The organism is Cognatiluteimonas lumbrici, assembly GCF_006476065.1.
Taxonomy (GTDB): Bacteria; Pseudomonadota; Gammaproteobacteria; order Xanthomonadales; family Xanthomonadaceae; genus Cognatiluteimonas; species Cognatiluteimonas lumbrici.
Map to the genome: position 1 here is coordinate 1729893 of NZ_ML636798.1, position 12242 is coordinate 1742134.

Here is a 12242-nt window from a genome sequence, read left to right on the forward strand (position 1 = left end):
TCTGTGAAATCTGTGGCTAAGAACTAATCGGTTGCAGGACGTACGCGGAAGAGGATGCGGTCTTCGTAGGGGGCGCCCTGGGGGATGGCGATGTAGCCGAATTCGCGGAGGCGGGCCTGGACGTCGGGAAAGCGTTCCTGGCGCGTCATCCACAGCGCGTCGCGGTCGGGACCCGCCAGCAGCACGCCGGCGACGTCGCCGTCGAACTCGGGCGAGAACCGCGGCTGCGGTTCCGGCAGCAGCGACAGCTTCTCCACGCTGGCGCCGAGTTCCAGGTTGAGGCTGTAGCGCGCCATGTCCTCGACCGCGTACACCTTGCCCACCGGCCCCTGCACGCGCGCCTCGATCGCCTGCCGCCAGGCGTCGCCGTCCTTGTGCGTCGGCCACTGTGCGGCCGCGAACTCGAGCGCGAGCAGCAGCGCCGCCCACGCCAGCAACCAGCGCCAGCGCGGCAGCCCGCGCTCCTCGGCGTGCCGTTGCCGCGCCACGATCACTGCGAGCGGCACGAAAAGCGGCAACAGGTACAGCGGCATGCGCGACTGCGCCAGGCAGAACACCAGCAAGGGCAGCAGCACCCACAGCACCAGCAACAACGCGGCGCGGTCGCCGTCGCGCGCCGCCGGCGTGCGCCATGCGGACACCCGCGCGGGCATCGCGCGCAGCCAGCGCCACAGCGCGCCCGTCCAGGGCAGCGTGCCGAGCAGCAGCGTCGGCCCGTAGACCTTCAGCCAGCCGAGCCAGCCGCCGTGGCGGTCGAAGTCGTCGCTGGCGATGCGGTCCACCACCTCGGCGCCGAGGAAATAGTCGAGCAGCCCCGGCGTGCGCAGCACCACCGCCAGGTACCAGGGCAGCGCCACCGCGAGCAGCAGCAACGGTCCCCACCACTGCAGCGCACGCGGGCGTCGGCTGCCGTCGGCCTGCGCCGCCGGCGTGAGCGCGTCGAACGCGAACACCGCCAGCAGCGGCAGCAGGCCCGGCGGCCCCTTGGTCAGGAACGCGAGGCCGAAGCCGGCCCACATCAGCGCCAGCCAGCGTCGCGCGTGGCGCCGCTCGCCGAAGCGCGCCTCGACGAAGCCCCACATCGCCAGCGCCTCGACCGCGGCGAGCAGGAAGTCGGTGGTGATGTAGTGGGCCGCGCCGAACGGCACCAGCATGGTCGCGAACGCGAGCGCCGCGACCCGCTCGCTGCCGGGCGCCAGCCGCCGCGCGATCCGGAACGCCAGCCACGCGCACAGCAGGTAGGCCAGGCTGCCCGGCAGCCGCGCCGCCCACGGATTGCGCCCGAACACCTCGACGCTGGCCGCGATCGCCCAGTAGGTCAGCGGCGGCTTGGTCCAGTGGCCGGTGTGCTCGCTGCGGCGGGGCGACAACCAGTCGCCGCTGTCCACCATCTGCAGCGCAACGTTGGTGTAGCGGCCCTCGTCCGCATCCCAGATGCCGCGCAGGCCCGGCAGCAGCAATGCGAGCACCAGCGCGAGCGCCGCGATCCAGGCGCCCGGCGAACGCAACCATCGATCGATCATGCCGCCCCTGTATCCACGTTGCCGCCGGAAAGGATCACGCCCACGCGCTTGCCGGCGAGCCGGTCGCGCTGCTGCAGCACCGCGGCCAGCGCGATCGCCGACGACGGCTCGACCAGCAGCTTCAGCCGGGTCCACAGCAGGCGCTGGGCGGCGAGGGTATCCGCGTCCTCGACCACTGTCACGCGCGCGCCGTGCGCGTGGAGGATCTCGAAGCCCGGTTGGCCGAGCGTGCCGCGCAGGCCGTCGCAGACGGTGTCGGGCACGAAGTCCACGTCGCGGCGCCCGGCCGCGAGCGAGCGTGCGGTATCGGCCGCGCCCGCGGGTTCGGCGAGCAGCAGTTCGCAATCGGGTGCGCGCGCCGCCAGCGCCAGCGCGGTGCCCGCGGCCAGGCCGCCGCCGCCGACCGGGACCACCACCGCGTCGAAACCGCCGTTCGCGTTGAGCAGTTCCAGCGCCGCGGTGCCCTGGCCGGCGATCACCAGCGGATCGGCGTACGGGTGCACGAAGGTGGCGCCGGTCTCGCGTTGCACGCGCGCGGCGGTCTCCTCGCGCGCGGCCATGGTCGGCGCGCAGCGGTGCAGGACCGCGCCGTAGCCGCGGATCGCCGCGAGCTTGGCCTCGATCGCGCCCTCGGGCACGACCACGTGGCAGGGGATGCCGCGGGTGGCCGCGGCCAGCGCCAGCGCGCCGCCGTGGTTGCCGGAGGAGTGGGTGACCACGCCGCGCGCGGCGGCATCGGCGGGCAGCGCCCAGACCGCGTTGCAGGCGCCGCGGAACTTGAACGCGCCCGCGCGCTGCAGCGGCTCGGCCTTGAAGTGCAGCGCGCAGCCGGCCAACGCGTCCAGGGTGCGCGATTGCAACACCGGGGTGACGTGCGCGTGCGGCGCGATCCGCGCCGCCGCCGCGAGCACGTCGTCGAAGGTCGGCAGGCCGGCGGCCACGGGTGCGTTCGGTTCCATCGGGGAATCCTATACTGCGCCGGTGCCGGAACTGCCCGAAGTCGAAACCACCCGCCGCGGCCTCGCGCCGCACGTCGAAGGCCGCCGCGTCGCCGACGTGGTGCTGCGGCGCCCGGACCTGCGCTGGCCGATCCCGCGCGAGGTGGTCGAGCTGCTCCCGGGCCAGCGCGTCGACGCGGTGCGCCGGCGCGCCAAGTACCTGCTGCTGGACACGCAGGCCGGCAGCGCGCTGCTGCATCTGGGCATGTCGGGCAGCCTGCGCGTGCTGCCGCCCGGCACGCCCGTGGGCACGCACGACCACGTCGACCTCGGCCTGCTCGGGCCGCGCGGCATGCGCCGGGTGCTGCGCTTCAACGACCCGCGCCGCTTCGGCTGCCTGCTCTGGCAGGCGCCCGGCGAGGTCCATCCGCTGCTGCGCGGCCTCGGGCCCGAGCCGCTGTCCGACGCCTTCGACGGCGACTACCTGTTCGCGCGCAGCCGCGGTCGCAAGGCCCCGGTGAAGGCCTTCCTGATGGACCAGCGGATCGTGGTCGGGGTGGGCAACATCTACGTGGCCGAGGCGCTCTTCGCCGCCGGCATCTCGCCGCTGCGCGCGGCCGGGCGGGTGTCGCGCGAGCGCTACGCGGCGCTCGCCGAGGCGGTCAAGGCGATCCTGGCCAGCGCGATCGTCCGCGGCGGCACCACCCTGCGCGACTTCATCGCGCCGGACGGCGCGCCCGGCTACTTCGAGCAGGAACTGGCGGCCTACGGCCGGGGCGGGGAACCCTGCCCACGCTGCGGGCGGCCGCTGCGCGAGGCGGCGGTGGCACAGCGGGCCACGGTCTGGTGCGGGCACTGCCAACGCTGAATGCGCCCCGCCCCGCGACCGGACGCCGGCGCATGGTCCCGGTATAGTGCAGGCGTCTTTCGGGGGAAGACTCTTGCCGGATACCGCCGACATCACGATGTGGCTGGATGCCGCGCGCGAGGGCGATCGCGATGCGCTCGACCGCGTGCTGCAGACGCTGTACCAGGAGCTGCATGCCATGGCCCGGCGCCAGCTGTCGGGGCAGCAGGGACATACCCTGGACGCGACCGCGCTGGTGCACGAAGCCTACCTGCGCCTGATCGGGCGCAGCTCGGTCAAGTTCGACAACCGCGCGCACTTCTTCGCCTACGCCGCCTCCGCCATGCGCAGCGTGGTCGTGGACTACGCGCGCCAGCGCATGGCGCAGAAGCGCGGCGGCGACCTGCACCGCGTGGCCGAGCTCCCCGAGGACCTCGAGGGCGGCGTGCGCCTGGACGAGGAGACGCTCGGCCTCGATGTCGCGCTGACCCGGCTCGCGGCCGTGGATCCGCGCCTGGCGCAGGTCGTGGAGCTGCGCTACTTCACCGGCCTGTCCGAGCTGGAGATCGCCGCGCTGCTGAAGCGCTCCGAGCGCAGCATCCGCCGCGACTGGCAGAAGGCGCGGCTGTTCCTGCTGGCGTCGTTGCAGGAACCCTGAGCCAGCGCCGGCAATGGACCCCGAGCGCTGGCTTGAGTTGTCCCCCCTGCTCGATGCGTTGCTGGAGATGGATCCGGCGACGCGCGCCCGCCATCTCGAGCAGCTGCGTACCGAGCAGCCCGCACTCGGCGAGGAACTGGCCAGGCTGCTGGCGCTGGAGGGCACCCGCGACGACTTCCTGAGCGAGCCGCTGATCGCGCCGCTGCCGGGGCCGCGGATCGGCGGGCGCGTCGGCCCCTACCGCCTGGAACGCATGCTCGGCGAAGGCGGCATGGGCCAGGTCTGGCTGGCCTCGCGCGCCGACGGCCTGTACCAGCGCCGGGTCGCGCTGAAGCTGCTGCGCCCCGGCCTGGCCGACACCAACCTGCAGCTGCGCTTCTCGCGCGAGCGCCAGATCCTGGCGCGGCTCACGCACCCGCACATCGCGCACCTGCTCGACGCCGGCACCAGCCGCGACGGCCAGCCCTACCTCGCGCTCGAGTACGTCGAGGGCGTGCCGATCACCGACTGGTGCCGGCAGCAGTCGGCCTCGCTGGAGGCGCGCCTGCGCCTGTTCCTGCAGACCTGCGACGCGGTCAGCCACGCGCACGCCAACCTGATCGTGCACCGCGACCTGAAGCCGTCGAATATCCTGGTCAGCGCCAACGAGGAAGTGCAGCTGCTCGACTTCGGCATCGCCAAGCTGCTCGACGGCGACGGCGTCGCCGAGGGCACGGTCGAGCGCACCGGCACCGGCGTGCGGGCCTTCACCCTGCACTACGCCGCGCCGGAACAGCTGCGCAGCGAACCGGTCACCACCATGACCGACGTCTACGCGCTCGGCGTGGTGCTGTACGAGCTGCTCACCGGCACCCGGCCGTACCGGCTGGAAGGCAGCACCGACGCCGAGTGGGAGCGGGCGATCCTGGAGGCGGAGCCGCTGCGGCCGTCGCTGGCCGCGGCCGCGCAGCTCGAGGCCGAGGGCAAGGACAGCGGGCTGCCGCGCAACCAGCCGCGCGCATTGCGCGGCGACCTCGACAACATCGTGCACCGCGCGCTGGCCAAGCAGCCGGAGCGGCGTTACCCGTCGGTGGAGGCGCTGGCGCTGGACATCCTGCGCTACCGCGACGGCAAGCCGGTCGCGGCGCGCCGGCGCGGCCTCGGCTACCTCGTCGGCAAGTTCATCCGCCGCAACCGCTGGAGCCTGGGCACCGGCGTGCTGGCGCTGCTGGTGCTGTCCGCGTCGCTCGGCATCGTCGCCTGGCAGGCCCAGCAGGCGGTGCGCGAGGCCAGTCGCGCGCAGGCGCTACAGGACTTCGTCGTGGGCCTGTTCGAGCACGCCGGCGTGCAGGGAGGCGAAGCGCTGGACGTGCGCGAACTGCTCGAGGCCGGCCTGCGCCGCGGCGACCAGGCGCTGGCCCGCCAGCCGGCCGCGCGCGCCGAGCTGATGGGCGTGGTCGCGCGCCTGCGCATGGGACTGGGCGACTACGCGCAGGCGCTGGCCCTGCTCGACCGCCAGCAGCAGCTGGTGGACGGGCTCGGCGACCGGGTGCCGACCAGCCTGCGCCTGGAGGCGGCCACCAACCGCGGCCGTGTGCAATGGCTGATGGGGCGGCCGCGCGCGTGCACCGCGACCATGTCGCCGCTGCTGCGCGTGGTCTACCGCGAGCAGCGGCAGCTGCCGACGCAGGCGGCGGATTTCTGGTCGCAGCTCGGGCGTTGCCTGCGCAGCACCGGCGAGGGCGAGGCCGCACGCCCGATGTTCCAGCGCGCGCTGGCCATGCGCCGCGACGTGCTGCGCGACCAGGCCGGGGTGGTCGAGAGCCTCGCCGACCTCGCCGGCCTGCAGGCCGACGCCGGGCACATGGCGCAGGCCGGTGCCGGCTACCGCGAAGCCTTGCGCCAGCTGCGCTCCGGCATCGGCACCCAGCATCCGCTCGCGGTGCAGTTGCTGCGCCGCCTGTGCGCCTTGCAGCGCGAGGCCGGCGACAGCATCCAGGCCGAGCGCGACTGCGCGCACGCGCTGGAACTGGCGCGCGAACTGCACGGCGAGGGCCATCCCGCGACCGTCGCCGCGCGCCGCCAGCTTGCCGTGGTCGAAGTGGACATCGGCCGCTACGCCGACGCCGCGGCGAACCTGCGGGAGGTGCGCGCATGGACGATGTCGCGCGGCGGCCCGGCACATCCCGACGTCGCTGCGGACGACATCGCGCTCGCCCGCGTCGCCTGGGAGATCGGCGAGCCGGAGCGCGCGTTGCAGGCGACCGCGCGCGCGATCGGCGCATTGCGCCGGCAGGAAGCGCCGCTGCTGCTGGCCGAGGCGCTGTACCAGCGCGCGCGCATGCTGCACGGGATGGGGCGCGGCCTGGAGGCGCGCCCGCTCGCGGTCGAGGCGCGCGAGTTGCGCATCGCCGCGTTCGGCACCGCCGCCGGCATGATCGGCGACAGCCAGCGCTTGCTGGGCGAGATCGACGCCGGGCTCGGCGACGGCGCGCGCGCGCTGGCCGAACTCGAGGCGGCGCTGCACACCACCCGCGTCGCCGACGGCCCCGACCACCCGCGCACCCGGCTGGCGGAACTCGCGCTCGCGCGCTACCAGCTCGAGTCGGGCGACGCCGCCGCGCTGGCGCGGCTCGACGCGCTGGCCGGCCTCGCCAGCCGCGAGATCCGCACCCGGCGCGTCGGCTGGCTGGCTGCCGCCGCGGCGGCACGCCATCGCTGCGGGTCGGGCGACGACCGGCTGCGCACGCACACGCTCGCCGGCCTGCGCACCCTGCGCGCGCAGGTACGCAACGCGCAGCCGGAAGGCGGACTGGTCGAACGCGTGGTCGCCAACACCTACGCCGCCTGCATGTAGGAGCGGCGCTAGCGCCGCGACCGCACACACCCGCCTGTAGGAGCGGCGCTAGCGCCGCGACCCCAGCGGCAGCGGCGCCTGCATCGGCGAGATCCCGCCCTCGCCGCGCATGACCTTCTTGAACTCCGCGCGCGACACCGAGACGTAGCGTTCGTTGCCGCCGATCTCCACCTGCGGCCCGGCCTGCACGGCGTGCCCGTTCTCGTCCACGCGTACGGTCATGGTCGCCTTGCTGCCGCTGTGGCAGATGGTCTTGATCTCCTGGATCTCGTCGGCCCAGGCCAGCAGGTACTGGCTGCCCTCGAACAGCTCGCCGCGGAAGTCGGTGCGCAGGCCGTAGCACAGCACCGGGATGCGCAGCGCGTCCACCACCTCGGTGAGCTGCCACACCTGCGAGCGAGTCAGGAACTGCGCCTCGTCCACCAGCACGCAGTGCAGCGGACCGTGCTGTTCGACGCTGGCGCGGACCATGCGCTCGAGGTCGTCGTCGCGCGAGAACGGCGTGCCGTCCGCGCGCAGTCCGATGCGCGAGGCCACCGTGCCGCTGCCGTCGCGGTGGTCCAGGCGCGGGGTCAGGATCGCCACCCGCATGCCGCGTTCGCGGTAGTTGTGCGCCGACTGCAGCAGCGTGGTCGTCTTCCCGGCGTTCATCGCCGAGTAGTAGAAGTACAGCTTGGCCATGCGGCGCAGTCTAAAGCGGACTCACTCCTCGTCGGGAGGTTCGATCCCCGGCGGCGGCAGGTCGGGCACGTCCGGGGCGTCCGGGGCGGTGGCCTCGGTGTCCGGGGCGGTCGCCGGAACGCGCGAGCCCGGGGGCGGCAGGTCGTCGTTGCCGACCTGCTCGACGTCGCCGACGCGGACGGTACCGATGCGCGGGTTGCGCCACACGGCGTCGGTCCAGGTGTGGTACTTCTCCGGCACCCAGTACTGCGGGTCGTAGAACTTGCTGCCGTCGATCATCTGGTAGCCGCCCGGGCCGGGAACGAAGATCTTCAGCGCGCCGACCGAGCCGGTCCGGCTGCCGGTGACCTGGCGGCGGCCGCGGCGCAGCTCGGTGTCGATGCGCGGGCGCGCGGCGGCGTCGCCGTAGACCGCGTACACCTCCTGGCCGACCTCGATCGCGCGCGCACGCTCGGCCTCGTCCATCGCCTCCCAGTAGCGCTCGCGCAGGCCGAGGAAGCCGGCATAGCCGCGCTCGGCGGCCAGGTCCATCCAGGCGTAGGCGAGCGGACGGTCCTGCTCCACGCCCTGGCCCTTCCACAGCATCTCCGCGACCATGCCCTGCGAGGGCTTGTCGGCGTAGAAGGCGGCGCGGCGGAAGAACTTGTAGGCGTCGTCGTAGCGTTCCTTGCGCATCGCCTCCATGGCGTGCAGGCGGTAGCGCAGGTCCGGGTGGTGGTTGAGGAAGCCCGCGGTGACCATGAGCTTGTCGGCGGTCGGATCCTTCGGGGCGGGCTCGGCCGCGCCGACGGTGAAGGCGATGGGCAGCAACAGCGCTGCCAGGCAGGCGATCCGCTTCGACATGCTCGGTCTTTCCAGGTTGGGATGGCGCATCGTACCGGCAGTCGCGCGTCCGTGTCGCAAGACTTTCGGCACAATGACCGGATGCATGGTCTCAACCCCCAACAGTCCGCCGCCGTCCTGCATTGCGACGGACCGCTGCTGGTGCTCGCCGGCGCGGGCAGCGGCAAGACCCGGGTGATCGTCGAGAAGATCGCGCACCTGGTCGGTTCAGGCAGGATGCCGGCCAAGCGCATCGCCGCGATCACCTTCACCAACAAGTCCGCGCGCGAGATGAAGGAGCGCGTGGCCCGGCGCCTGAAGGCCGACGCCGCCGAGGGCCTGACCGTTTGTACCTTCCACGCGCTGGGCCTGCGGATCCTGCAGGTCGAGCACGCGCGGCTGGGGCTGCGGCGTGGATTCTCGATCTTCGACGCCGAGGACAGCGCCGCCCAGTTCAAGGACCTGCTCCCGCCGGGCAGCAAGCCCGACGCGATCGAGGCCGCGAAGCAGCTGGTGTCGCGGGCCAAGAACGCCTGCCTGTCGCCGGAGGAGGCCGCGGCCGCCGCCGGCAGCACCCGCGAGCGCGAGGCGGCGGCGCTGTACAAGCGCTACCAGCAGCGGCTGGCGGCCTTCAACGCGGTGGATTTCGACGACCTGATCCGGCTGCCGGTGCAGCTGTTCGAGTCCGACGCGGAGTGCGTGGTCGCCTGGCGCGAGCGCATCGGCTACCTGCTGGTGGACGAGTGCCAGGACACCAACGACGCCCAGTACCGGCTGCTGAAGGCGCTGGCCGGGCCGCGCGGCCTGTTCACCTGCGTGGGCGACGACGACCAGTCCATCTACGCCTGGCGCGGAGCCAACCCGGAGAACCTGCTGCAGCTCGGGCACGACTACCCCGACCTGCGCGTGGTCAAGCTGGAGCAGAACTACCGTTGCACCAACCGGGTGCTGCGCGCGGCCAACGCGCTCATCGCCAACAACCCGCACGAGCATCCCAAGACCCTGTGGAGCGGTAACCCCGACGGCGAGCGCATCCGCGTGTGGGAGTGCCGCGACGCCGCGCACGAGGCCGAGAAGGTCGCCGCCGAGATCCAGTTCCAGGCGCAGAAGAACGGAGCGCCCTGGAGCGACTTCTGCGTGCTGTTCCGCGGCAACCACCAGTCGCGCGCGCTCGAGAAGGCGCTGCAGCTGCTGCGCGTGCCCTACCACCTGACCGGCGGCACCGCCTTCCTGGACCGCGGCGAGGTCAAGGACGCGATGGCCTGGCTGCGGCTGGTCGCCAATCCGGACGACGACGCGGCCTTCCTGCGCGCGGTCGCCTCGCCGTCGCGCGGCGTCGGCGGCACCACCCTGGCGAAGCTGGCGGACCTGGCCCGGCACGCGCACCTGCCGCTGGCGCGCGCGGCCGAGTCGGTGTCGCTGCTGAAGCAGCTGCCGGCGCGCTCGGGCAACGCGCTGCAGGAATTCATGGCGATCGTCCGCGGCCTGCGCGCGGACGCCGCGCGGCTGGCGCCGGCGGAGCTGGTGCGCCGGCTCAACGAGCGCAGCGGCCTGCTCGGCATGCTGCGCGCGCAGTGCAAGGACGAGGCCCAGTTCCAGGCGCGCCGCCGCAACCTCGACGAGCTGGCCGACTGGTTCGACGGCAGTCATGCCCATAGGAGCAGCAACGCCGGTCCGGGCGACCTCGCCGCGGCGCTCGCGCTGCTCTCGCACGCCGACAAGGGCGACGCCGGCAACCAGGTCAGGCTGATGAGCCTGCACGCGGCCAAGGGCCTGGAGTTCGACTACGTGTTCATCGTCGGCGTCGAGGACGGCAACCTGCCGCACGAGGCCAGCATCGAGGAGGGTCGCCTGGACGAGGAACGGCGCCTGCTCTACGTCGGCATCACCCGTGCGAAGCGCGCGCTGTGGCTGTCGCACGCCCGCGAGGCGCAGCGCTGGGGCGAGAAGCTGCGCCTGTCGCCGAGCCGCTTCCTGGACGAACTGCCGGCCGCCGAGCTGCAGCGCGACGGCGCCGACCCGGTCGCCGACGCCGAGCGCAAGCAGGAGCGCGCCAGCGCGGGATTCGCCGCGATCCGGGAACTGCTTGGCGATCCGCTGTAGGAGCGGGGCTCGCGCCGCGACCCGGGCCCCGCGACCCGGTTATCCTCGCGGGGTCGCGGCGCGAGCGCCGCTCCTACATGGGGGTATGGGGATGCGCGCCCTTCCAAGCCTGACCCTGCTGGCCACGGCGTTGCTCGCCGGCTGCGTCAGCGTCAACACCCAGGGCGATCCGGCGCGCGCCGGCTTCGGCCCGCCGCCCAACGACAGCCTCAACGCCACGGTCTGGTACCAGCTCTCGACCGAGCGCGACATGATCTACGCGCAGACCTACCGCGCCGCCGGGCGGGTGCTGGAACAGGCGCTGGCGGACGAGTCCTGGGACGCGCTGCCGCGAGGCGACCGTGCCGCGGCCACCTTCGAGGGCGTCGTCCATGGGCTGCCGCGCGCGATCATCGTGGACGTCGACGAGACCGTGCTCGACAACTCCGCGCACCAGGCGCGCATGATCCGCGACGGGACCGAGTTCAGCGACGAAAGCTGGGACGCATGGGTGCAGCAGCGTGCGGCGCCCGCGCTGGCCGGCGCGGTCGAGTTCCTCGACGGGGCCGCGCGCCACGGCGTCACCGTGTTCTACGTGAGCAACCGCGAGGCGGCGCAGGCCGAGGCCACGGTCGCCAACCTGCGCGCCGCCGGCTTCCCGATCCGCAGCGAGGCCCAGTTCCTCGGCAAGGGCACGCAGGTGCCCGGATGCGAGGGCAAGGCGTCGGACAAGGGCTGCCGGCGCCAGCTCGTCGGTCGCACCTACCGGGTGCTGATGCAGTTCGGCGACCAGGTCGGCGACTTCGTGGACATCGCCAGCAACACCAGGGAAGGGCGCCGCCAGGCGATGGCGCCGTACGCCGACTGGGTCGGCGAGCGCTGGTGGGTGCTGCCGAATCCGGTGTACGGCTCCTGGGAGCCGGCGCTGTTCGGCAACGACTGGTCGCAGGGCGCGGCCGAACGACGCGCGGCCAAGGAAGCCGCACTCGAGGACCTGCGCCCTTGATCCGGCGGTGGTGGTGGGCGGCGGCGGCCTCCTGCCTGCTGCTGGCCGCCTGCGGCACCGGCGACGGTCCTGGCGGCGATGCCGGCGCCGACGCCACCCCTGCCCAGGTGGTGCGGCGGCTGACCTCGCACTTGCGCCACAACGACTTCGACACCTTCGCGCGCGAAGCGGTGCCGCCCGAACTGCACGCGCAGCTCGACCTGGCCTGGCGCGAGGGCCGCACGCGCTGGCCGCTGGACCAGCTGCCGTTCGGCGACCACCTGCCGCAGATGCTGGACTCGCTGGCGGCGCCGGGCTCTGAGGCGCGCCTGCAGCGCATCTTCGACCGCCAGTTCTCTGGTTCCGCACGCGAGCTGCGGGCCGCGGCCACCGCGCTGGGCGTGTTCGGCGCGCAGTACGTGGGCCACGAGGGCGATTTCAGCGAGGGCGAGCGCCAGCACTACGCGCAGCTGATCGCGGCGACCGCGCAGTGGGGCGAGCGCGCGCCGCTGTCCGACCGCGCGCGGGCCAGCAAGGCGATCGCGGCGCTGGCGGCGGCCGCGCGCCGCAGCGGCCTGACCTCGGAAGCGGCCTTCCGCGACGCCGGCATCGACTCCGGGCTGCGCCGGATGGGCCCGTTCGCCGCCGCCTTCAAGCGCGTGCTGGCCGACTACGGCCTGCGCGTGGACGCCGACCTGGCCACGCTCGAGGCGACCCTGCAGCAGCAGACCGGCGATACCGCGCAGGTGCGCATGCGCTACCGCTTCGCAGGCCGGGAGATCGACACGGTGGTGGCGATGGAGCGGATCGACGGCCGCTGGTACGTCTCCGACTTCCTGCGCCACGCCCGCGCGGCGGCTACGCGATAAT

At 73.4% G+C, this 12242-nt stretch carries 10 protein-coding genes; 6 read left to right on the forward strand and 4 right to left on the reverse strand.

Annotation, left to right across the window (positions count from 1 at the left end; translation table 11 throughout):
* Positions 1-23 precede the first annotated feature (23 nt).
* Both E4F25_RS08335 and E4F25_RS08340 read right to left on the reverse strand, forming a co-directional pair.
* Positions 24-1523: an ArnT family glycosyltransferase gene (locus E4F25_RS08335; RefSeq protein ID WP_246069825.1), complete on the reverse strand. Its 1500-nt coding sequence runs from the start codon at positions 1521-1523 to the stop codon at positions 24-26.
* Positions 1520-2482 (reverse strand): pyridoxal-phosphate dependent enzyme, encoded by a 963-nt coding sequence (locus E4F25_RS08340; protein WP_140909691.1) that lies wholly within the window; start codon positions 2480-2482, stop codon positions 1520-1522. The genes E4F25_RS08335 and E4F25_RS08340 overlap by 4 nt, the downstream gene beginning before the upstream one ends.
* Positions 2483-2504: 22 nt before the next feature.
* Between E4F25_RS08340 and mutM the strand changes: the two genes are divergently transcribed.
* The 3 genes from mutM (at position 2505) to E4F25_RS08355 (ending at position 6802) form a co-directional block, all read left to right on the forward strand.
* Positions 2505-3329 carry a bifunctional DNA-formamidopyrimidine glycosylase/DNA-(apurinic or apyrimidinic site) lyase gene (gene mutM / locus E4F25_RS08345; protein ID WP_140909692.1) on the forward strand — a complete coding sequence of 275 codons (825 nt, stop codon included), beginning with the start codon at positions 2505-2507 and terminating at the stop codon, positions 3327-3329.
* Positions 3330-3402: 73 nt separating this feature from the next.
* Positions 3403-3966, forward strand: coding sequence for an ECF-type sigma factor (locus E4F25_RS08350; RefSeq protein WP_140909693.1), 564 nt, complete (start codon positions 3403-3405; stop codon positions 3964-3966).
* Between the two features lie 13 nt (positions 3967-3979).
* Positions 3980-6802, forward strand: coding sequence for a serine/threonine-protein kinase (locus tag E4F25_RS08355; protein ID WP_140909694.1), 2823 nt, complete (start codon positions 3980-3982; stop codon positions 6800-6802).
* A 48-nt stretch (positions 6803-6850) separates the two neighbouring features.
* Here the strand turns inward: E4F25_RS08355 and E4F25_RS08360 are convergent, their stop codons facing one another.
* Positions 6851-7483, reverse strand: a complete 633-nt coding sequence (locus tag E4F25_RS08360; protein ID WP_140909695.1) for a thymidine kinase — start codon at positions 7481-7483, stop codon at positions 6851-6853.
* 21 nt (positions 7484-7504) lie between these two features.
* Positions 7505-8326: a sel1 repeat family protein gene (locus E4F25_RS08365; RefSeq protein WP_181168246.1), complete on the reverse strand. Its 822-nt coding sequence runs from the start codon at positions 8324-8326 to the stop codon at positions 7505-7507.
* Positions 8327-8407: 81 nt separating this feature from the next.
* Here E4F25_RS08365 and E4F25_RS08370 point away from each other — a divergent pair, with 81 nt between their 5' ends.
* From E4F25_RS08370 to E4F25_RS08380, 3 genes are all read left to right on the forward strand, one after another.
* Positions 8408-10408 (forward strand): UvrD-helicase domain-containing protein, encoded by a 2001-nt coding sequence (locus E4F25_RS08370; RefSeq protein WP_140909696.1) that lies wholly within the window; start codon positions 8408-8410, stop codon positions 10406-10408.
* Between the two features lie 91 nt (positions 10409-10499).
* Entirely contained in the window at positions 10500-11393 is an 894-nt protein-coding gene (locus E4F25_RS08375; RefSeq protein ID WP_140909697.1) for a 5'-nucleotidase, lipoprotein e(P4) family, read from the forward strand.
* On the forward strand, positions 11390-12241 hold the full coding sequence (locus E4F25_RS08380; RefSeq protein WP_140909698.1) for a hypothetical protein: 852 nt from the start codon (positions 11390-11392) through the stop codon (positions 12239-12241). Before E4F25_RS08375 ends, E4F25_RS08380 begins: the two co-directional genes overlap by 4 nt.
* Position 12242 lies beyond the last annotated feature (1 nt).

Coding starts and splice junctions, on each gene's coding strand:
- E4F25_RS08360 (WP_140909695.1), bottom strand. CDS start 7,483: ATGGCCAAGCTGTACTTCTACTACTCGGCGATGAACGCCGGGAAGACG.
- E4F25_RS08355 (WP_140909694.1), top strand. CDS start 3,980: ATGGACCCCGAGCGCTGGCTTGAGTTGTCCCCCCTGCTCGATGCGTTG.
- E4F25_RS08370 (WP_140909696.1), top strand. CDS start 8,408: ATGCATGGTCTCAACCCCCAACAGTCCGCCGCCGTCCTGCATTGCGAC.
- E4F25_RS08365 (WP_181168246.1), bottom strand. CDS start 8,326: ATGTCGAAGCGGATCGCCTGCCTGGCAGCGCTGTTGCTGCCCATCGCC.
- E4F25_RS08340 (WP_140909691.1), bottom strand. CDS start 2,482: ATGGAACCGAACGCACCCGTGGCCGCCGGCCTGCCGACCTTCGACGAC.
- E4F25_RS08375 (WP_140909697.1), top strand. CDS start 10,500: ATGCGCGCCCTTCCAAGCCTGACCCTGCTGGCCACGGCGTTGCTCGCC.
- E4F25_RS08335 (WP_246069825.1), bottom strand. CDS start 1,523: ATGATCGATCGATGGTTGCGTTCGCCGGGCGCCTGGATCGCGGCGCTC.